General features: G+C 71.1%; 18 protein-coding genes and 3 pseudogenes. 11 read left to right on the forward strand and 10 right to left on the reverse strand.

What is annotated here, in order from left to right; translation table 11 throughout:
* Positions 1-110: 110 nt before the first annotated feature.
* Positions 111-842: a flavodoxin family protein gene (locus tag AB0M62_RS13270; RefSeq protein WP_366074281.1), complete on the reverse strand. Its 732-nt coding sequence runs from the start codon at positions 840-842 to the stop codon at positions 111-113.
* A gap of 312 nt (positions 843-1154) precedes the next feature.
* On the opposite strand from AB0M62_RS13270, the gene AB0M62_RS13275 reads away from it, so the two are divergent.
* Complete coding sequence (locus AB0M62_RS13275; RefSeq protein ID WP_366074282.1) at positions 1155-2717, forward strand: SDR family oxidoreductase; 1563 nt, start codon at positions 1155-1157, stop codon at positions 2715-2717.
* 191 nt (positions 2718-2908) lie between these two features.
* On the opposite strand, the gene AB0M62_RS13280 is transcribed toward AB0M62_RS13275, so the two are convergent.
* The gene (locus AB0M62_RS13280) at positions 2909-3034 is read right to left on the reverse strand and encodes an NAD(P)-binding protein (RefSeq protein WP_366074283.1); all 126 of its coding nucleotides are present in this window, start codon (positions 3032-3034) and stop codon (positions 2909-2911) included.
* A gap of 69 nt (positions 3035-3103) precedes the next feature.
* Between AB0M62_RS13280 and AB0M62_RS13285 the strand changes: the two genes are divergently transcribed.
* Entirely contained in the window at positions 3104-3586 is a 483-nt protein-coding gene (locus AB0M62_RS13285; RefSeq protein WP_366074285.1) for an MSMEG_6728 family protein, read from the forward strand.
* 28 nt (positions 3587-3614) lie between these two features.
* Here the strand turns inward: AB0M62_RS13285 and AB0M62_RS13290 are convergent, their stop codons facing one another.
* Positions 3615-3755 (reverse strand): hypothetical protein, encoded by a 141-nt coding sequence (locus AB0M62_RS13290; RefSeq protein ID WP_366074286.1) that lies wholly within the window; start codon positions 3753-3755, stop codon positions 3615-3617.
* 177 nt (positions 3756-3932) lie between these two features.
* Between AB0M62_RS13290 and AB0M62_RS13295 the strand changes: the two genes are divergently transcribed.
* Positions 3933-4838: an SDR family oxidoreductase gene (locus AB0M62_RS13295; protein ID WP_366074287.1), complete on the forward strand. Its 906-nt coding sequence runs from the start codon at positions 3933-3935 to the stop codon at positions 4836-4838.
* A 254-nt stretch (positions 4839-5092) separates the two neighbouring features.
* Here the strand turns inward: AB0M62_RS13295 and AB0M62_RS13300 are convergent, their stop codons facing one another.
* From AB0M62_RS13300 to AB0M62_RS13310, 3 genes are all read right to left on the reverse strand, one after another.
* Positions 5093-5674 (reverse strand): fasciclin domain-containing protein, encoded by a 582-nt coding sequence (locus AB0M62_RS13300; RefSeq protein WP_366074288.1) that lies wholly within the window; start codon positions 5672-5674, stop codon positions 5093-5095.
* A gap of 148 nt (positions 5675-5822) precedes the next feature.
* A complete protein-coding gene (locus tag AB0M62_RS13305; RefSeq protein WP_366074289.1) occupies positions 5823-6596 on the reverse strand; it encodes an anti-sigma factor in 774 nt (257 codons plus the stop codon).
* 302 nt (positions 6597-6898) lie between these two features.
* Positions 6899-7504, reverse strand: a complete 606-nt coding sequence (locus AB0M62_RS13310; protein WP_366074290.1) for a sigma-70 family RNA polymerase sigma factor — start codon at positions 7502-7504, stop codon at positions 6899-6901.
* Positions 7505-7658: 154 nt separating this feature from the next.
* On the opposite strand from AB0M62_RS13310, the gene AB0M62_RS13315 reads away from it, so the two are divergent.
* The 4 genes and pseudogenes from AB0M62_RS13315 (at position 7659) to AB0M62_RS13330 (ending at position 11178) form a co-directional block, all read left to right on the forward strand.
* Positions 7659-8672 carry a MerR family transcriptional regulator gene (locus AB0M62_RS13315; RefSeq protein ID WP_366074291.1) on the forward strand — a complete coding sequence of 338 codons (1014 nt, stop codon included), beginning with the start codon at positions 7659-7661 and terminating at the stop codon, positions 8670-8672.
* 158 nt (positions 8673-8830) lie between these two features.
* Positions 8831-9125: pseudogene (locus tag AB0M62_RS13320) on the forward strand (Rieske (2Fe-2S) protein); the annotation flags it as partial.
* A 69-nt stretch (positions 9126-9194) separates the two neighbouring features.
* Positions 9195-10022, forward strand: a complete 828-nt coding sequence (locus AB0M62_RS13325) for an IS110 family transposase (protein WP_366074292.1) — start codon at positions 9195-9197, stop codon at positions 10020-10022.
* Positions 10023-10647: 625 nt separating this feature from the next.
* A complete protein-coding gene (locus AB0M62_RS13330) occupies positions 10648-11178 on the forward strand; it encodes a hypothetical protein (RefSeq protein WP_366074293.1) in 531 nt (176 codons plus the stop codon).
* A gap of 13 nt (positions 11179-11191) precedes the next feature.
* Here the strand turns inward: AB0M62_RS13330 and AB0M62_RS13335 are convergent, their stop codons facing one another.
* Complete coding sequence (locus AB0M62_RS13335) at positions 11192-12397, reverse strand: erythromycin esterase family protein (protein WP_366074294.1); 1206 nt, start codon at positions 12395-12397, stop codon at positions 11192-11194.
* 76 nt (positions 12398-12473) lie between these two features.
* Positions 12474-12725 carry a hypothetical protein gene (locus AB0M62_RS13340; protein WP_366074295.1) on the reverse strand — a complete coding sequence of 84 codons (252 nt, stop codon included), beginning with the start codon at positions 12723-12725 and terminating at the stop codon, positions 12474-12476.
* Positions 12726-12988: 263 nt separating this feature from the next.
* On the opposite strand from AB0M62_RS13340, the pseudogene AB0M62_RS13345 reads away from it, so the two are divergent.
* Together AB0M62_RS13345 and AB0M62_RS13350 are read left to right on the forward strand one after the other, a co-directional pair.
* Positions 12989-13423 (forward strand): annotated as a pseudogene (locus tag AB0M62_RS13345) (RNase A-like domain-containing protein); the annotation flags it as partial.
* A gap of 16 nt (positions 13424-13439) precedes the next feature.
* Positions 13440-14089, forward strand: a pseudogene (locus AB0M62_RS13350) (contact-dependent growth inhibition system immunity protein).
* A gap of 544 nt (positions 14090-14633) precedes the next feature.
* Here AB0M62_RS13350 and AB0M62_RS13355 read toward each other — a convergent pair.
* Together AB0M62_RS13355 and AB0M62_RS13360 are read right to left on the reverse strand one after the other, a co-directional pair.
* Positions 14634-15962: a class I SAM-dependent RNA methyltransferase gene (locus tag AB0M62_RS13355; RefSeq protein WP_366074296.1), complete on the reverse strand. Its 1329-nt coding sequence runs from the start codon at positions 15960-15962 to the stop codon at positions 14634-14636.
* A gap of 105 nt (positions 15963-16067) precedes the next feature.
* Positions 16068-18116, reverse strand: coding sequence for an APC family permease (locus AB0M62_RS13360; RefSeq protein ID WP_366074297.1), 2049 nt, complete (start codon positions 18114-18116; stop codon positions 16068-16070).
* Positions 18117-18382: 266 nt separating this feature from the next.
* Here AB0M62_RS13360 and AB0M62_RS13365 point away from each other — a divergent pair, with 266 nt between their 5' ends.
* Together AB0M62_RS13365 and AB0M62_RS13370 are read left to right on the forward strand one after the other, a co-directional pair.
* Positions 18383-19051 (forward strand): TrkA family potassium uptake protein, encoded by a 669-nt coding sequence (locus tag AB0M62_RS13365; RefSeq protein ID WP_366074298.1) that lies wholly within the window; start codon positions 18383-18385, stop codon positions 19049-19051.
* On the forward strand, positions 19048-19725 hold the full coding sequence (locus AB0M62_RS13370; protein WP_366074299.1) for a TrkA family potassium uptake protein: 678 nt from the start codon (positions 19048-19050) through the stop codon (positions 19723-19725). Before AB0M62_RS13365 ends, AB0M62_RS13370 begins: the two co-directional genes overlap by 4 nt.
* Positions 19726-19772: the final 47 nt, after the last annotated feature.

The raw sequence follows: 19772 nt of genomic DNA on the forward strand, positions 1-19772 counted from the left end.
CGACGCACAGCATGAATACGCCGACCGGCTGGGGCTGCCCAGCTGTCCGCACGAGCCGCAGCAGGGCGTACCGGCTGCGGGCCGGGGCGCCTTCGTACGCTTCCGCTCACTTAGCGGTGTTCGGGATTGGGTTGGTCGAACCGGCAGCCGGCCTCCCACTCGGCGCGCTGATTGCCGTGCGCCGGAATACCGCCTGCCTGCTTGAGCATTGCGGCGAGGTGCATCAGGTTCCAGGTCATGAAAGTGGTGTTGCGGTTGGTGAAGTCGTTCTCCGGCCCGCCCGACCCGGGGTCGAGATACGACGGCCCCGGCCCCGCCTCCCCGATCCAGCCCGCGTCGGCCTGCGGCGGGATCGTGTACCCGAGGTGCTGGAGACTGTAGAGGACGTTCATGGCGCAGTGCTTCACGCCGTCCTCGTTGCCGGTCATCAGACACCCGCCGACACGTCCGTAGTACGCGTACTGACCGCGGTCGTTGAGCAGTGACGAGCATGCGTACAGCCGCTCGATGACCTGCTTCATCACCGAGCTGTTGTCGCCCAGCCAGATCGGTCCGGCCAGCACGAGGATGTCGGACGCCATCACTCGCGCGTACAGCTCCGGCCACGCGTCGGTGGCCCACCCGTGCTCGGTCATGTCCGGCCACACGCCGGTCGCGATGTCGTGATCGACCGCGCGGACGACGTCGACTTGGACGCCTTGCGCCTCCATGATCGCCCGGGTCTTGTCGATGAGGCCCTGGGTGTTGCTCACCTCGGGCGACCGCTTGAGGGTGCAGTTGACGACGAGGGCGCGCAGGTCGTCGTAACGGGGTGACTCGGCAGTCGGCGCCTGGGCGGTCACGGAACCCTCCGGGATTCAGCCACCGTGCCGTTCACGGCGGTGCAACGCCGCCCATCGTGCTGGTCAGGCACTTGCCACGACCGATACGGCACGGGCAGCCGCCGACGACCACCCCGCCGGCCCAACGGCCCGGCACGCCCGGTGGCCACGCCCCGCGCTTCGGGTGCATCCAGCAGGGGCGGCGGCCACGAAGTGGATACGTCGTCCCTGCCGGTACGGCTCGGTCCGCCGCGGATGTGGTCGCGACGGTAGGGGCCGTGATCGACCATGAGGGGAGGGCCAGAGAGAACCCGACCGCCCGAGGAGGCGCCCGTGAAAGCGGATGAGGCGCAGGACGAGACGAGGCTCGACTGCCTGGTGACCGGTGCGACGGGGTACATCGGCGGGCGGCTGGTGCCGGAGCTGCTGGCCGCCGGTCACCGGGTCCGGTGCCTGGCCCGCTCACCCGGCAAGCTCCGGGACCACGCCTGGGCCGAGGAGATCGAGGTCGCCGAGGGCAACGTCACCGACGTCGGCTCCGTCGCCGAGGCCATGCGGGGCATCGACGTCGCCTACTACCTGGTGCACGCGCTCGGCACCGGGTCCGACTTCGAGGAGACGGACCGCAAGGCCGCGCAGATCTTCGCCGACCAGGCGCGTGCGGCCGGGGTGCGGCGGATCGTCTACCTCGGCGGTCTGACGCCGCAGGGCGTCCCCCCACGGGAGCTGTCGCCGCATCTGCGCTCGCGCACCGAGGTGGGGCAGATCTTCCTCGATTCGCCCGTGCCCGCCACGGTGTTGCGGGCAGCCGTGATCATCGGCTCGGGTTCGGCCTCCTTCGAGATGCTGCGCTATCTGACCGAACGGCTGCCGGTCATGGTCACACCCAGCTGGGTGCGCACCAGGATCCAGCCGATCGGAGTACGGGACGTCCTGCGGTACCTCGTCGGCTCGGCCCGTATGCCGGCGGACGTGGACCGGGCGTTCGACATCGGAGGGCCCGACGTCGTGACGTACCTGGACATGATGCGGCGCTACGCCGTCGTCGCCGGACTGCGCAAACGCCTGATCGTGCCCGTGCCGGTGCTGACGCCCCGGCTCTCCAGCCACTGGGTGGGCCTGGTGACTCCCGTCCCGCATTCCATCGCCCGGCCGCTGACCGAGTCCCTGCGCCACGAGGTCGTCTGCCACGAGCACGACATCGCCGACCACGTTCCCGACGGGGCCGGACAGCCGTCGCCGTTCGAGGAAGCGCTCGCCCTCGCGCTGAGGCGGGTGCAGGACGCGCAGGTCGCCACCCGCTGGTCCTCGGCCGCCGTGCCGGGCGCACCGAGCGATCCGCTGCCCACCGACCCGGACTGGGCCGGCGGCAGTCTCTACCGCGACGAGCGCGAACTGCCGGTGGACGCATCGCGCGAGGCCCTGTGGAAGGTGATCGAGGGCATCGGCGGGGACAACGGCTGGTACTCCTTCCCGCTCGCCTGGGCAGTGCGGGGATGGCTCGACCGTTTCGTCGGCGGTGTCGGGCTGCGGCGTGGCCGCAGGGACGCCGAGCGGCTGCGGGTGGGGGACTCCCTCGACTTCTGGCGGGTGGAGGAGATCGAGCCGGGGCACCTGCTGCGGCTCCGGGCGGAGATGCGGCTGCCCGGCCTCGCGTGGCTGGAGATGTGCGCGGAGGATGACGGACAGGGCCGCACCCGGTTCCGGCAGCGGGCGCTGTTCCACCCGAGAGGGCTGTTCGGGCACGTCTACTGGTGGAGCGTGTCCCCCTTCCACGCCGTCGTCTTCGGCGGTATGGCGCGCAACATCACCCGGGCGGCCGCCAAGGGGCTGGGCGCGCACGCCAGCCTCGCAGAAGGCCCGGTGAAGCGGCCCGGCCGGTTCCCGCGCGGCTGACCGGTGCGTCGAGGACCCGGCCGGGGCGGTGCCGTGCTCACTCCGGGCGGTCGGCCAGCACCTCGCGTGCGGCGCGGGTGCCCGAGGCCGGCGCTCCTTGCACCGGTCCGGTCGCGCGGTGGTCCCCGACACCCGACAGAAACGGCCGGCGTCGTCCAGGGCGGCCGCCGCCGTCCGGTCCCGCTGCCGCTTCAGGAACTTCGGCGGCACAGCAGCTGGACCCGCAGCCCCGCCCGGCACAGGTCGAGAGAGCAAGCCAGGCCGGCGAACCCGGCGCCCACGACGACGTCAGGAGTGGCCTGCTGCCTCGGTGTCATCTTTCTTCATCTCTGCACCGCTTCGGCCGGACGGCGCGAGGGAGGCGTCCACGCGGGTAAGCAGGACACATGCAGACTTTCCTCCCCTTTCCGGGCTTCGTGGAATCAGCCGCGGCGCTGGACCCCCGACGGCTCGGCAAACAGCGGGTCGAGGCGTTGCAGGTGCTCCGTGGTCTGACCGTGCCCGGATACGGCTGGCGCAGACACCCGGCGGTCCGGATGTGGGCCGGTTACGAGGAGGCGCTCGTACGGTACGGGCTGGACATCTGCCGGGTCTGGACGAGCGAGGGGCGCTCCGACACCTGCGCGGTGACCCTGGTCGACGACTTCCGGGTCCGGCACCCGGATGTGGCTGTGCGGTCCCAGCAGCAGCTCGTGGCGGACGGCGACCTCCCGCCCTGGTTCGGCGACCCGGACTTCCATCGCAGCCACCAGTCGGCTCTGGTGCGGAAGGACCCGGAGTTCTACCGGGACCGGTTCCCCGGGGTGCCGGACGATCTGCCCTATGTCTGGCCGAAGTCCGACCGCGACCCGGAAGCGGGTCGGGAGTGAGCCGCGTGACGGCACTGTCCGCTCCTCGTCACTCCCGGCGGCACAGTTCCTTCAGTTCGCCGCCGTCGGCGAGGAAGGCGGTGACCGCCAGCGGCTCGCGGGCCGCTTCCCTGGGGTGGCGGCGGCGCCAGTAAGGGTTGTCGTGCGAGAGCTTGCGCCCGACGGCCATGCACCCCTTTCGTCGCGGCCGCGCCCGCCGGATGCGCCTTTTGCCGGATCCGCCCTGAACGGGTGTGCCCGGACCGGCGGGGCCCCGGCTCCGGTGCCTATGGTGAGAGAACGGCTCGCCGGACCACGCGGTGCGAATCGCCGCTCCGGTGGCACCTTCCCCACCGAGGAGGACCACGTGACGGGCTCAGTACGTCCTCTGCAAGGCCGCACCGCCGTCGTGACCGGCGCCGCCCGGGGACTGGGGGCGGCGATGGCGAGGGAACTCGCCCGACGCGGAGCCGCGGTTGCCCTCCTCGGCCGGGAGGAGTCGACCCTCGCCGAGGTCCGGGACACGATCCCCGGACCGGCCCGGTGCTGGGAGGTCGACGTCACCGACGACGACGCGATGCGACGGGTGGCCGCCGACGTACGGGACCGCCTGGGCCCTGTTTCCGTCGTCGTCGCGAACGCCGGAGTGGCCGAAGGCGGCCCCTTCGCGGAGTCCGACCCCGCACTCTGGCGCCGGGTGATCGAGGTGAACCTCGTCGGGAGCGCCGGCACCGCCCGCGTGTTCCTTCCCGACCTCCGCGCCTCCCGCGGCTACTACCTGCAGATCGCCTCGCTCGCCTCGATCGGAGCGGCGCCCATGATGAGCGCGTACTGCGCCTCCAAGGCCGGCGTGGAGTCGTTCGCCCACTCACTGCGCGCCGAGGTCGCGCACGAGGGCGTCGACGTGGGCATCGGGTACCTGAACTGGACCGACACCGACATGATCCGCGACGCGGACGAACATCCTGTGCTGCGGGAACTGCGGGCGCACATGCCGAGGCCCGCGAGGAAGGTCTATCCGGTCGAGACGGTGGCCGGCCGTATGGTGCGGGCCGTCGAACGGCGTAGCGCGGCCGTGTACGCCCCGGCCTGGCTCCGGGCCACGCAGGCCGTCCGCGCCGCGATGCCCCCGGTGGTCACCTTTCTGTCGAAGCGGGAACTTCCGCGGCTGCAGCGGAGAACCGCCTTCGAGGCGACGGGGCTGCTGGGAGCCGGCGGCCGGGCGGACGCCGCCGGAAGCCGGCAGACGCCCGCCCGCTCACCGGACCGCTGACCGCCGGCCGCGGACCGCGGACCGCCGGCCACCGCGGAGCGCCGGGTGGTGACGTCCCTTCCACGACGGGCGCTCTCCTGCGGTGGTCCACGACGCGACGGACTCCGGAGCAGGCATGCGGGGTCGAGACGCACGCCTCCTGGCTGACGATCCAGTACGCCTTTTGACCGACCACCCGCAGCGGGGGCGACGTGATGCCGGTGCTGTCTCCGGGCAGCGGCAGCACCGGCACGGCTTCCCCCGTCGAACCGAGATCAGGCGGGCGGCATCAGCACGGTGTCGATGAGTTGGACGGTCGCATTCTCCGTCGCGACGTCACCGCAGACGATCGAGGCCGAGTCGTTCACCTTGAACTGGTCCCCGGACCCGGACGTCGTCAGCCGGCCGCCCTGCATCGTCGTGAAGGTGCCGTCGGGCAGCTTGTCGACCGTCACCTGTTCGTCCACCACGTGGTAGGTGAGCAGGTCCGTCAGTTGCTCCTTGTCGTTGAGGATGGCGTCGAGATCCGCCTGCGGGACCTTCTCGAACGCGTCGTTGGTCGGCGCGAAGACGGTGATGTTCTCCGCGTTGTTGAGCGTGTCGACCAGTCCCGCCTTCTCGATTGCGCCTGCGAGGGTGGACAGTTCGGGGTTGCTCGCCGCCGCGGTGGCGACCGGGTCGTCCGCCATGTCGGCGGCGCTGCCCTCGCCGCTGGCCGGCAAAGAGGCGCAGGCGGGGCCGAACGGCTCCGCCGCCGCCCCCGCCTGGGCAGCGGGGGCGAAGGCGACGAGTCCGAGAGGGAGCAGGAGACCGGCGGCACCGGCGAGAGCCGCACTCCTGAAGCGGTTGGTGTTCATGAGCTTTCACCTTTGCTGGGAGGGGCGACGGGCTCTTACCGCTGCCCGTCACACCAATCCCTTCGGCCGATGCGCACTCCGCGGATGCCATTCGGACCGACTGATTCCTGACGAAATGTCCGACACCCTACAGGAGGGAGTGGCTGCATCAGCCGACGAGGGCGCCCCGCACGACGCTGCGTCCGGAGTGCGCCGGGTTCCCGTCGTACGCCTGGTCGGAGACGTCCACCATCGGGTACGCGGGCAGATCGACCCCGTCGGGCATTGGCAGCGTTGCCCTGCCGTCCTGACCCAGCGCGCCGACGGGGATGAGCCGGCTCCCGGAGCGGTCCATGAGCCACACCTCGAAGTAGCCCTTGGTGTCCGGGAGGCCGTGCACGGTGATTTGCAGTACCCGGCCTTCGGCGGAGCTGTCCGCGAGTCCGGCCGTCCCGACGGCGCTGTGGCCCGGCCGGGGGGCGAGCCGGTGCGGCGCCCCCACGCTCTGGACGGTCTGGGGCCGACTGTCGTTCGCCTGCCACCAGGCGACGCCGCCGCCCGTGGCGAGCCCGACGGCAAGGGCGAGGGCGGCGAGCGCACGGGCAGGCCGGCGACTGCCCCGGAGGGTCCCCGGATAGGGGGTCACGGTGGGCGCGGCACGGGGCTCGGAGGACTCGGCTTCCGATGGGGGGTCGGCAGCCCCCAGTTCACGCTGGATCGAACGCCACACCCGGTCGGGCGGTTCCGTCACCAGGTCGCCGGGACCGGCCGAACGTGCGGCGCGGACCACAGCACGCAAGGCCTCGAGTTCGCGCCGGCATTCTGAGCACACCGCGAGGTGCAGGCGCTGCTCGGCAAAGCGTACGGAGTCCCCGTTCTGCCCGTTCTCTCCGTTCTCCAGCGCGATCTCGGCCAGTTCGGCGGGGTCGACGTGGTCAGCCACCCGATCCTCCCTCCCGCGCTGTTCACCTGAGCCCCGCCCCCCGTCCCCGGTCGTGGGGCCGAAGAGGCGGGCGGGCTGTGCGCAGAAGGCACAACACCTCTTCGCTCGCGCGGCGGCCGGCGGATGCGGAAACACCCGGCGGAAACGGAGGCACCGGGCGTGACCGCCCGGCCCGGGAATCCGTGACCATGCCCCGGTGGCGCTGGACGGTCCCGGTCCGCAAGGACCGGGACCGTGACGGACCGCCGGCGGGCCGGGCCGCAGCACCAGGGTCGGACACCGGCGGTGGCCCCGTACGGGAGTCAGGGTCGGAGACGGGCCTCCTCGATGCGGCGGCGCAGTAGGTGCATTCCGCGCCGTGCATGACTCTTCACCGTGCCCAGCGGCAGGCCTGTACGCTGCGCGATCTGGACCTGGGTCAGGTCGCCGTAGAAGGCCAGGCCGAGGATCTCCCGCTGGGCCGGAGGCAGTCTGCGCAACTCGTCCGCGACGAGCACCCGGTCGAGGACGGCCTCCGGGGTCGCCTCCGGCCGCCCCGTAACCGGCATCTCGGCCGCGACGGCACCAGCGATCTCCGTCCTGCGCGTGCGTGCCGCCAACGCGTCGACGATCTTGCGTCGGGTTATGCCGACGAGCCAGGCGCCCAGCGGTCCGCGCTCCGGGCGGAACCCGGCCCGCCCTCGCCATGCCGCGAGGAAGACCTGCTGGGTGACGTCCTCGGCCTCTTTGGCGTCGCCCAGGGAGCGAGTGGCCATGGTGTGCACCATGGCACCCCACCGGTGGTAAATCGCGGCGAACGCCTGCTCGTCCCCGAGCAGCAGTCCCTGGGCGAGCCCCTCGGACTCTCTCGTCTCCTCGACTGGTGCGTACAGGGCGATGACGGGCACCTTCACCGGCGTTGCACTCATGATGCGCTCCCTCCGTCGGCGGACGGTGCGTACCGCGGCGGGCCCCGATCCGGTCCGGGGACCTCGTGGTTCGCGCGATTGCGCGACGGGCCCAGTCTTGGCCGGTGAAACGACGCAGGCAACGTGCGTCGGTTGTGCGTCGTACCATCGGCCTGTGGACGGTACGGACGACTCGCGCCCGGGAACGGGCGGCGGCCTCACCACCGGCGCGGTGGCGCGTCGCTTCGGCGTCGCGCCCACCACCCTGCGCTCCTGGGACCAGCGGTACGGCATCGCGCCGGCCGCGCACGAGGGCGGCAAGCACCGGCGGTGGACCGCCGCGGACGTGGCGCTCCTCGAGCGCATGTGCGCCCTCACCAACGCGGGCCTGCCGCCGGCCGAAGCCGCTCGCGTCGCCCGCGCGGGGACACGTACCGCGCCGGTGCCGGAGTCCCCCGGCTCCGACGGCGAGCCGAGCGCTCCCGCGCCCGACCGGCCGGCCCGGCCGCGTTCCACGGCGCGCCGCCGCGCCGGAAGCGGGCTGCAGTGGGGGGACGCCCGGGTGGAGTGCAAAGGGCTCGCCCGCGCGGCACTGCGCCTCGATTCGCACGCCGTCGACCGCCTGCTGGAAGCGGTGATTGCCGAGCACGGCCTCGTGGCGGCATGGACGGAGGTCGTCGTGCCGACTCTGAGGGCCGTCGGCCGCAAGTGGGAGAGCTCCGGCGAGAAGTACGTCGAGGTGGAGCACCTGCTGTCGTGGCACGTCTCCAGCGCCCTGCACCGCCGCCAGGCCGTCCCCGACGAGGGTTCGACCGCGGATCCGGTGGTGCTCGCCTGTGTCCCGGGCGAGACCCACACCCTGCCCCTGGAGGCCCTCGCCGCGGCCCTCGGTGAGCGGGGGCTGCCGGTGCGCATGTTCGGCGCCGCCCTGCCTGCCGAGGCCCTGATCGAGGCGGTCCGCAGAACCGGCCCGAGCGCCGTCGCGCTCTGGGCGCAGTCCCGGACGACGGCGAGCCGACCGCTCGCCCAGCACGTCGCGCAGATGACCTGGGGCGTGAGGGGGGCACGCCGGCAGCCGGCGGTGCTGACCGTGGGCCCGGGGTGGACGGCGCCGCTCGTGCCCGGAACGCTGCACCCGCTCGGGCTCCGTGAGGCGGTGGACACGGTCGCCTCGGTGCTCGGCCGCTGAGCAGGACCCCGTTCGGAGAAGCGTCCGCTCCTCCTGGCCAGGCGTCACCTCGCCTTCGGTCGCGTGGTCGTCGTCGGTGCCGGGCTGTCCGGCCTCGCCGCCGCCCTGCACCTGCTGGGCAGCGGCCGACAGGTGACCGGCCCTGCATCCGGACGGCGAAGCGCTCTGCAGCGCGGCCGTCGGGCAACTGGTACGTCATCGGCGCCTCGCGCGACATCGGCAGCGACGGCCGCCCGTTCGGACGGACGGTCGGCGGGCTGGAGGTCGTCGCCTGACGCACCGCCTCGGGCGAGCTGAGGGCCGGGCCGGGCGCCTGCCCGCACCTGGGCGCGCCCTGCGGGACAGCCGGGTCGTGTGCGCACCGTGGTCTGCCACTGGCACGGGCTGTCCCCGGGCGGGCGCCCGTTCGCCGGATGGGACCCGTTCCCCGCCCACGACGACGGTGTGTTGCTGAACGCGCCCGGCGACGTTACGCGAGGTCGGACAGCAGAGCGTCGAGGACCGTCTCCGCCTCGAACGCAGATGACGCGCACGCGCGGGCAGATCGTCCAGCGGGTGGAGAAGATGCTGGAGGACTCCGGCATCAAGCTCGCCGCGGTGGCCTCCGACATTATGGGCGTCTCTGGCCGGGCCATGCTGGAGGCGCTGATCGCGGGCGAGCGGGACCCGCAGGCCCTGGCCGAGCTGGCGCGGCGCAAGCTCCGGATCAAGATTCCCGAGCTGACCGAGGCGCTGACCGGACGCTTCCGTGAGCACCACGGGTTCCTGGCCCGCCTCCATTTGGACCAGTACGACCAGCTCACTGAAGTGATCCAGCAGTTGAACGAGCGGATCGAGGCCGCGATGGCGCCCTTTCGCCCCGTCCTGGAGCTCCTCGACACCATCCCCGGGATCAACCGGGCCGTCGCCGAAGTGATCGTCGCGGAGACCGGTGGCGACATGAGCCGCTTCGCCAGCGACAAGCATCTGGCCTCCTGGGCCGGGGTCTGCCCCGGCCACCACTCCTCGGCCGGTCGTTCCAAGAGCACCAAGGTCCGACCCGGTAACCCTCACCTCAAGGGCGCTCTGGGAATCGCCGCCCTCGGTGCCGTGCGCACCAAGGACACCTACCTCCAGGCCCGCTACAAACGGCTCACAGCCCGCCGAGGCATGATGAAGGCCCTCGTCGCCGTCGAACACTCGATCGTCACCGCGATCTGGCACATGCTCACCGACAACAAGCCGTACTACGAACTCGGCGGAACCTACTTCGCCCAGCGCGACCCCGAACGTGCCGCCCGACGCGCGGTCACCCAGCTCAACCAACTCGGCTACCGAGTAACCCTCGACCCACTCGGCACCGCAGCCTGACCCCAGACCACCCCGTGCTCGACGACCGCCACACTCGCCGCCGAGCACATCGAGCTGCCCGAAACCATCCTGACCTGCTGCTATTTACGCGTCAGAGGCCCTTTGTGGCAGGCTCCAAAATCGCCACGCACTCCACGTGCGAGGTCATCGAAAAGATATCGGCCAGGCCGGATCTTGAAGAACGGCAGGTCAGGCTCATCTTCTCGGCTCACCAGCTCGCTTGCTGACGTCCAGAGCGTCAGACGAGCGTCACAAAGGACCGTTACATCTGACGCGACGCACGCGCGCGTCGCCCCCTCGTGGGGAGCGATAGGCGGCGCCCCACGCGACGGTCGTCGGCCTGTTCAGGGTGTGGCCCTCTTGTCGAGCAGTGGGACGCAGTGACGGCTGGGCACCGTGTGCCGGATGACCGGGGAGAGCTGGGTGGACTCGGAAGCAGCGCGGTGTACCAGCTCAGTCGCGGTGCCCGTTCGGGGTGCATGACGGGGGCATTCCCTGGATCAAGTCGCCCAACGCTCTCCCAGGGTCGTCCGACTCCGTGGCCGAAAAGGGAACCGCCCTCGACGCCCTGGCGGAGACTGGCGGGCGACGATCAACAGGGCGACGAGGAGAGGAGAGCGTGCCGATGGAGGCGTTCACGTACAAGCTGGCCGCCGATCGGCTCTTCGGGGTGGTCCACATCGCGCTCGACCACGAGGGCGGGACGGTGACGGTGAGCGGCGACGGGCTGCCGCGCACCGAGATCCGGCGGAGCGCCGATACCCCGCCGGAGAGCCATGTGCCGATCGGTACGCGCGAACAGGGGCGGCTCACCCTGAGCGTGGACGGCGCGGACGAGGCCCTGCGCCCTGCGAAGGGCTTCCTGACCCGGCGTTCGTACCGGGTGGAGGTCGAATCCGCGGCGCGGGGACACGGGTATCTGCTGGTGCCGGACTCTCTGGGCACCAGCCGTCTGCTGCGCGACGGCCGTCTCCTCGGCGTCTTCACGTCGACCGGGGACCGGACGGTCAGCGCCGAGTGGGAGGAGCCGAACAGCGGCGAGCACGCGGAGCCCCACGACGCCGCCGTGGGGTACGCGCTCGCCGCCGCCTTCGGGACGGGGGCCGAGCCGATGTGGAAGCTGACGCTGAACGCCCTGCTGGAGATGTGGCCGTGAGCAGGGTCCGCCCTCATTCCTCAGCCTGCGGCAGCGGGTGGGAGCAGGTCGAGCGGGCGACGAAAGCGATGCCGTCGTAGTCCTTCGCCGGTACGAGCGGCGCGGTGTGGAAGCGGTAGGAGAACCGCGGCACGTTGGCGCCGAAGCTGCGCTGTGCCTGCGGCGCGTGCAGCCAGGGGGCGGTGCAGCGCAGGTCGATGTAGTAGTCGCCCTTCAGGGCGTCGGCGAGCCGTGCCTCGATGGACCGGGTTCCGGTGCCGATGCGGTGCCGTACGGGAGGGGCCTGGAGGTCGTCGCCCCTGCGGGCGAGGAAGGAGCCCTTGCCGAAGAGCAGGGCCAGGGCGTAGTAGCGGTCACCGTAACGCTCACGGAGCCTGCTGCCGAGCGCGGTGACCCGGTCCCCGTACGTGCCCTTCGCGAGGTGGCCGTTGTGCGCCCAGACCATGACCCGGGCCGTCGGGTCGTCATCCACGAGGCGGGCCACGGCGTCGGCCATGGCACGGTCGCGGACGGCGAAGGCGCTCTCCTCACCCGCGGACTGGTCGAGCGAGCGGGTCACGAGGTCGGCGGCGCGGACCAGGATCCGAGCGTGCTCGACGACGTCGTCGTCGGCGTCGTCGTGGTCGGCGAGGTGGCGGGCGACCTCCTCGGCGTGGTGCCGGAGCGCCTGTTCGGGGTCGGGACGCGAGCCGGGGCGGGCGTGGACCAGGACCTCCAGGGCGCGGGCGTCCTCCTCCCGTTCGGGCGCGCACGCGCGCAGGAAGGCCGTGACGGCCTCGACCGAGTCGGCACCGCGCTGCGGGTCGACGCCGACGAAGCGGACTTGGCGCTCCTCGGGGAGGTCTTGGTTGTGCGCGCGGAGCCACTCGACGAGGTCGACCATCTCCTGGGTCCGCCAGGTCCAGAAGCCGAGCCGGGCGACGAGCCGGGCGGGGTCGCCGACGCCGTGCCGGACGTATGCGTCCACGGCCCGGGCGGCGGACTCGCTGGCCTCCATGGCGAGGGTGGTGAACCCTTCCTCGCGTACCAAGAACTCCACGATCCGGTGCTTCAGCCGGAAGAACTCGGCGGTGCCGTGGGTGGATTCACCGAGACCGACGATACGGGCGCCGCGCAGCTTCACCCCCAGCGGTTTCAGGTCGTCGGTGGGCGCACCTGGGGTCAGCGTGTCCAGGGGGCGGGCATGCTCGGTCAGCCAGCGGGCGATGTCGTCGGGCACCGGGGTGCCTCTCCTCCCTGCGTGCGGCGGAGCGCGGCCCCTGCGGTCCGCCGGTGTCGCCACACCCGATCGTGTGTCAGTTCTCCGCCTCGCGGCACGCCGTCAGGATGTCCCGGAGGTCTCGTACGGCGTCCTCTCGGCCATGGTCGGAATACACGCCCGCGACGTTGACGACAACTTCGTCCACGCCCGCACGGCCGTATTCGGCCAGTCCGGCTGCGATCTCCTGGGCTGTGCCGTGCAGGAAGACGCCGGCGGCGACGAGGGCGCGGGCGCCGAGGTTCGGGCGACTGTGGTGCACGCGCAGCCCGGCGCGCCGCCCGGCCACCCCGGACTTCGTCGCCAGCCTGCACGGCAAGCCGTACGACAGCCCGCGACACCTGCGTCGCCTACCTCCGGGAGGTGCGCCGACTCCTCGGACCCGAGGATGACGACGGCGCCGTCCGATTGCCCGCGCTGCCGCACCCCGGCGTCGAGACCGGGCTCGGCGTGCTGCGCCCGGCGCTCGCGCGAGCCGCCGGTCAGGTCGCGGACGCCGCGATCAGCTGGATGACCCCGCACGGCTACGTCCAGGACACCCTGCTGCCCGCCATGGCCAAGGGCGCCGCCGAGGCGGGCCGCCCCGTGCCCCGCGTGGTCACCGTCGTGCACGCCGCCGTCAACCGCCCGCACCGCAACCCGTACCGGCTCGCCTACACGGCGGCCCGCGCTCACCTCGCCGGACCCCACTACTCCGACCAACGGTGGACCGAAGCGGGCTCCAAGGGCAATCACACCTTCGACCTTGCGAGCAACGAGTACCTGGGGGGCGGCCACACTCTGGAAAAGCACGTCGGCAAGACCGACGAGCAACTCGCTCAACGCCTGCGCGACCAGGCCGACGACAACAACAACTGGCCCGAGCAACGCAAACCAACGATCGGCGGTTCGTCGTCCTTCGACAACATGGCCGCCGCGCAACGGCTGACGGAACACAACCTGCGGACGAAGCAGCCCCAGATCGACGCATGGCTGGCCACCAATCCTGCGGAGGGGAAGACCCATGAAGCCCCTCGAACACGACCGGCGGTACGGCGAGTTGGACCAGGTGATGCGCGCGTACCGGGGCAGTCGGCCGACGACACTCCGGAGCGACGCAGCCGCGCGCTGGACGCGTACCTCCGTCACACCTGGCACACCCGCCCCTCGGCCATCCCGGAGGCGGAGCGCCAGCTGCGCGAGTACAGCCGCAACCCTCCGGGCCGCATCCGGCAGGGCCTGGGCGAGTTCTACGCGATCCCGGACACCGGGATGCCCCAGTCGGAGATCGGCGACTGGCTGATGGTGCTGGCCGACCACCTGAAGAAGAGCATCGAGGAAGGCGACGTCCCGGAACCGTCGTCCCCGCAGACGCACTCGGAGTGGCACGCGCGCTTCCCGGAGACTGCGCAACTGCTCGGCGGCTGGTTCTCGCAGGACATCGTCGACGAGTTCCCCGACCACGACGCCGCCGTCGCCGGCTACGCCGCCACCACCGACCCCCATCTGGTCGCCCGCCTCGTGGGCGAACTGCACGAGTTGCTCGCGCTCCCCCTGGACGAGGGGGACTACGCCCTGGCCGCCGCCGAACTCGGCATGGAGGTGGGCCCGCCGGAGCCGTTCTCCCACGGCGCCTGGTTCCAGTCGCTGGCGGCGACACTGTCCGGCGTTTGATCCGGCTGGACGACCGGGGGACGGGCGCTCCACAGCCGCAGGATGGCACGAACGTGGACAGCGTCGCAGGACCGAGCCCTCGTGAGACCCCATCTGAAGATCCGACCGGCCGGTCGCCGCAGTCCTTTGAGGACATCGCCAGGGCCCCACCAGCGCAACCCGGAGGAGACGCCGCCGCAGGCGATCCGCAGTCCGGGGCGGATGTATGTCAGCGCCCTGACCGCACCGACTGGGGCCAGGACGGCTACACCGACCCGGGCGGCCGGATGGCTCGCGGCGGCCAAGAAACCTCTCCTCCGTAATGACGCGACGACCCGTGCTGCTCGGTGGGTTCGAGGCTCACCTGACGCACCATAAGAACGAGCGTCAGGTGAGCGTCGAGCCTGTCGCGCACCATTCCCGACGAAGGCCACCGCAGACTGCCTGCCCCTGCACTCTTGGGTGAAGCCGCAGGTCAGAGCGGTCTGCCTGGAATGCCGCGCACTCCACGTCGTGTACGGAGGGAAACAGGTCGAGCGACCCACCCGAACCACAAAACCGCAGGTCAGGCACCCTTGTCCGCAGGCTCCAAAATGGCCACGCACTCCACGTGCGACGTCATCGGGAACAGGTCGAAGGCGCGCAGCGTGCGCGGCTTGTAGCCGCCCTCCCGGAAGTACGCCAGGTCACGCGCCAGCGCCGCCGGGTCGCATGCGACGTAAGCGATCCGGCGCGCTCCCAGTCCCGTCAGGTGCTTCACCGTCTGCTTGCCGGCGCCGGCCCGCGGCGGGTCGAGGACGATCAGATCCGCCTCGGTGATCTTGGTACGCGGCAGTACCTGCTCCACCTTGCCCTGCTCGATGCGCACGCGCTCCAGGTCCTGGAGGTTGTGCCGGGCGTCCTCGACGGCGCGCTTGGTGGACTCGATACCGAGTACGGCGCCGGTGTCCCCGACGCGCTCCGCGATGGCGCCCGCGAACAGACCCACCCCGCAGTACAGGTCGAGCGCCATCTCGCCCTTGCGGGGCATCAGCCCCTGCATCACGGCCTGGACCAGGATGTCGGCGGCCTGCGGGTGCACCTGCCAGAAGCCGCCCATCCCCACGCGGTACGTACGGCCGTCGGCGCGCTCGCGGACGAAGGGGCGGCCGTGCACCCGGTGCACGCCGCCGTCCCGCTCCTCCACGCGGAGCACGGAGACAGGCTTGTCCAGCTCGACCAGGGGCAGCCGGCCGCCCGGCTGCGGGGTGAGGATGACCTGACGGTCGCCGGAACCGGTGGCGGCGATGGCCTCGACCGCGGCCATCTGCGGCCACTCGCGCTTCTCCACGCCGAGTTCCGAGACACCCGGGGCGGCGATCATGCAGTGCTCGATCGGCTCGACCTCGTGCGAGCGGTGCTTGCGCAGCCCGGCGTGCCCGTCGGCGTCGATCGCGTACTGCACACGCGTGCGCCAGGCCGGCACCTCTCCCGCCAGCAGCTTGTCGCCGGGCGCCGGGACGACGGTGCCGTCCCAGCCCGCCTCCTCGGGCGTAAGGCCCGCCAGGCGCTTCAGCTGCTCGGCGATCACCTCGCCCTTGAGCCGGCGCTGGGCGCCGGGCTTGGCGTGCTGCCAGTCGCAGCCACCGCACTTGCCCGGTCCGGCGTACGGACAGGGCGCCTCGACGCGGTCCTTGGACGCCTCGATGACGCTGACGGCATCCGCGCGCAGGAACCGGGAGTCCTCCTCGCCCTCGGTGACCCTGGCGACGACCTTCTCGCCGGGCAGGGCGTGGCGTACGAACAGCACGCGGCCCTCTTCGGTACGGGCGATGCAGTGGCCGCCGTGTGCGACGGGGCCGATCTCGACCTCGTACTCCTCCCCCACCAGCGAAGCCTTGGGTTCTGTCTGCATGGCGGGGTGACTCCAGAGGGTCTGAGGATCAAAAGAAACGGCCGGACAACGACCCACCAGTCTACGTGGGCATTGTCCGGCCCCTCACCACTCCGAACCAGGGCCTCAGCTCTTGCCGCTGGGCTCCTTGGGGCGCTGGTCCACCGGACCGCGGCGCACCGATCCCGGAGCGTTCCACTCCTGGCGCTTCTTGGCCCGCTTCTTCGCCAGCTCGGAGGACTCCAGCTGGTACGGCACCGAGGTGACCATGACGCCCGGTGTGAAGAGCAGCCGGCCCTTGAGCCGCAGCGCGCTCTGGTTGTGCAGCAGGTGCTCGTACCAGCGGCCGACCACGTACTCCGGGATGTAGACACTGACCGCGTCGCGCGGATTCTCGCTGCGCAGCCCCTTCACGTACTCGACGACGGGCCGCGTGATCTCGCGGTACGGCGAGTCCAGGATCTTCAGCGGCACATTGATGCCGCGCCGCTCCCACTCGTCCTTGAGCGCCTTGGTCTCGGCCGGGTCGACGCTGATGCTGAGGGCCTCCAGCCTGTCCGAGCGCGTCAGCTTGGCGAACGCGAGCGCGCGCAGCGTCGGCTTGTGCACCTTGGAGACCAGAACGATGGAGTGGACGCGAGAGGGCCGCACGCTGTCGTCGGACGGGCCCTCGGCGGCGGCGATCTCCTCGGAGACCCGGTCGTAGTGCTTCCGGATCGCGGACATCGTTCCGTAGAAGATCACCATGCCCAGCAGGGCGACCCAGGCGCCGTGCGTGAACTTGGTCGCCAGTACGACGACCAGGACCAGGCCGGTGAAGAAGGCGCCGAAGGTGTTGATCGCGCGGGAGCGGATCATGCGGCGGCGCGCGGCCGGGTCCCGTTCGGTCTTCAGGTGCCGGTTCCAGTGCCGGACCATGCCGGTCTGGCTGAGCGTGAAGGACACGAAGACGCCGACGATGTAGAGCTGGATCAGCTTGGTCGAGTCGGCGCCGTACAACCAGACCAGCAGGATGGCCGCGCCCGCCAGCAGCACGATGCCGTTGGAGAAGGTCAGCCGGTCGCCGCGGGTGTGCAGCTGGCGGGGCAGGTAGCGGTCCTGCGCAAGGATCGAGCCGAGCAGCGGGAAGCCGTTGTACGCGGTGTTGGCGGCCAGGAAGAGGACCAGTGCGGTGGCCGCGGCGAGCAGGACGAAGAAGAACGTGCCGTCGCCGAAGACCGCGGCCGCCACCTGCGAGATGACCGGGTCCTGGACGTAGTCGCTGCCGACGGGGGTGCCGTTCTGCAGCAGGTCGTGGGCGGGCTGTTCGGCCATCCTCACATCGGTGGCCATGGCCAGGCCGATGATGCCGCAGAACATGGTGACCGCGAGGGCGCCCATGAGGAGCAGTGTGGTCGCCGCGTTCTTGCTCTTCGGCTTGCGGAACGCCGGGACGCCGTTGCTGATCGCCTCGACGCCGGTGAGCGCCGCACAGCCGGAGGAGAAGGCCCGCAACAGCAGGAAGACCAGCGCGAAGCCGGCCAGCCCCTGCTCCTCCGCCTTGATGGTGAGGTCGGCGGTAGGGGCCTTCATGGTGTCGTCGAGGACGAGGCCCCTGTAGGCGCCCCAGGCGACCATGATGAAGACGCCGGCGACGAAGACGTAGGTGGGGATGGCGAAGAGCTTGCCCGACTCCTTCACGCCGCGCAGGTTCATCAGCGTCAGGAGAACGATTATCCCGATGGCGCAGGAGACCTTGTGCTCCACGACGAAGGGAATGGCGGAGCCCAGGTTCTCGACGCCCGAGGAGATCGAAACGGCGACCGTGAGGACGTAGTCCACGAGCAGGGCGCTGGCGACGGTGAGTCCGGCCTTGGGCCCGAGATTGGTGTTGGCGACCTCGTAGTCGCCGCCGCCGCTCGGGTACGCGTGCACGTTCTGCCGGTACGACGCCACGACGGTGAACATCAGCACCACGACCGCGGCCGCGATCCACGGGCTGTACTGGTAGGCCGACACACCCGCGATGGACAGCACGAGGAGGACTTCTCCGGGCGCGTACGCCACGGAGGAGAGCGGGTCGGACGCGAAGACAGGGAGTGCGATGCGCTTGGGCAGGAGGGTTTCTCCCAGGCGGTCGCTTCGCAGGGCCCGGCCGATCAGGATCCGTTTGGGCAGGTCGGTCAGTTTGGACACGCAGAGGATCGTATGCGTTCGATATGAACGGCGCCCCACCACCACCCCCACTTACTGGGGAAACTCGCGCTCCGACGGCGCTCCGACGGTGCTCGGACGGCATTCCGAGGCGCTTTGAGGGCACTCGACGGCACTCCGACAGCACAAGGGGTCCCGGGTGCGACCGCGCGTGTGTAGCTTTGGCCGCGGTCTGAGACCCTGTTAAACCTGAGCAGGACTGGGCCAGAACTCTCGGGCCAGAACTATTGACAGCCGGAAGGACGGCCGTGCACATCGTCATCATGGGCTGCGGAAGAGTGGGCTCCGCTCTCGCGCAGACCCTGGAGCAGCAGGGCCACACGGTCGCTGTCGTCGACCAGGACCCCACCGCTTTCCGCCGGCTGGGCTCGGGCTTCGGCGGCCGCCGCGTCACCGGAGTCGGCTTCGACCAGGACACGCTGCGCGAGGCCGGCATCGAGGACGCCGGGGCGTTCGCCGCGGTGAGCAGCGGCGACAACTCCAACATCATCGCGGCCCGGGTCGCGCGCGAGACGTTCGGTGTCGAGAACGTCGCCGCCCGGATCTACGACCCCCGCCGCGCCGAGGTCTACCAGCGCCTCGGCATCCCGACGGTCGCCACCGTCCGCTGGACGGCCGACCAGATGCTGCGGCGCCTGCTGCCGTCCGGTGCCGAGCCGCTGTGGCGCGACCCCAGCGGTGGCGTGCAGCTCGCGGAGGTACACACCTCGCCCTCCTGGGTCGGGCAGAAGGTCAGCAAGCTGCAGGACGAGACGGGCGTGCGCGTCGCGTTCCTCACCCGGCTGGGCGAGGCCATGCTGCCCACGTCCCAGACGGTGCTGCAGGAGGGCGACCTGGTACACGTCATGATGCGTTCCGACGAGATCGAAAAGGTCGAGGCGGCGTTCGCCGAGGGGCCCGAGGAGGCACACGCATGAGGGTCGCGATCGCCGGGGCCGGCGCGGTGGGCCGTTCCATCGCGGGCGAACTGCTGGAGAACGGGCACGAGATTCTCCTCATCGACAAGGCGCCGACCGCCATCTCGGTGGAGCGGGTGCCGCAGGCCGAGTGGCTGCTGGCCGACGCCTGTGAGATCACGTCGCTGGACGAGGCCGCGCTGCAGCGCTGCAATGTCGTGATCGCGGCGACCGGTGACGACAAGGTGAACCTGGTCGTGTCGCTGCTCGCCAAGACCGAGTACGGGGTTCCCCGGGTCGTGGCCCGCGTCAACAACCCCAAGAACGAGTGGCTGTTCAACGAGTCCTGGGGCGTCGACGTCGCGGTCTCCACGCCGCGCCTGATGTCGGCCCTGGTCGAGGAGGCGGTGAGCGTCGGCGATCTCGTACGGCTGCTGCGCTTCAGTCACGGCGACGCCAACCTCGTCGAGCTGACCCTGCCGCCCGAGTCGGCGCTGGCGGGCACCCAGATCGGTGATGTGGCGTGGCCCGAGGACACCTCGTTGGTCACCATCATCCGCGGCAACCGGGTACTCACGCCGAACGACGAGGAGACCCTGGAGCCCGGTGACGAGCTGCTCTTCGTGGCCGCCCAGGCGCGCGAGGAACAGCTGGAGGACCTGCTCTCGGTCCGCCGCGTCGACACCTCCGGCTGAGAGTGCCGCGCCCGGCCCCGCGTAGGGACTCCGTCCACGGGCCGGTA

It is taken from the genome of Streptomyces sp. NPDC051219 (genome assembly GCF_040682335.1).
Taxonomy (GTDB): Bacteria; Actinomycetota; Actinomycetes; order Streptomycetales; family Streptomycetaceae; genus Streptomyces.

Excerpts from the sequence above, each read along its gene's own strand:
- AB0M62_RS13310 (WP_366074290.1), bottom strand. The coding sequence starts at position 7,504 with ATGAGTGCAACGCCGGTGAAGGTGCCCGTCATCGCCCTGTACGCACCA.
- AB0M62_RS13290 (WP_366074286.1), bottom strand. The coding sequence starts at position 3,755 with ATGGCCGTCGGGCGCAAGCTCTCGCACGACAACCCTTACTGGCGCCGC.
- AB0M62_RS13370 (WP_366074299.1), top strand. The coding sequence starts at position 19,048 with ATGAGGGTCGCGATCGCCGGGGCCGGCGCGGTGGGCCGTTCCATCGCG.
- AB0M62_RS13330 (WP_366074293.1), top strand. The coding sequence starts at position 10,648 with ATGGAGGCGTTCACGTACAAGCTGGCCGCCGATCGGCTCTTCGGGGTG.
- AB0M62_RS13325 (WP_366074292.1), top strand. The coding sequence starts at position 9,195 with ATGACGCGCACGCGCGGGCAGATCGTCCAGCGGGTGGAGAAGATGCTG.
- AB0M62_RS13300 (WP_366074288.1), bottom strand. The coding sequence starts at position 5,674 with ATGAACACCAACCGCTTCAGGAGTGCGGCTCTCGCCGGTGCCGCCGGT.
- AB0M62_RS13285 (WP_366074285.1), top strand. The coding sequence starts at position 3,104 with ATGCAGACTTTCCTCCCCTTTCCGGGCTTCGTGGAATCAGCCGCGGCG.
- AB0M62_RS13280 (WP_366074283.1), bottom strand. The coding sequence starts at position 3,034 with ATGACACCGAGGCAGCAGGCCACTCCTGACGTCGTCGTGGGCGCCGGG.
- AB0M62_RS13355 (WP_366074296.1), bottom strand. The coding sequence starts at position 15,962 with ATGCAGACAGAACCCAAGGCTTCGCTGGTGGGGGAGGAGTACGAGGTC.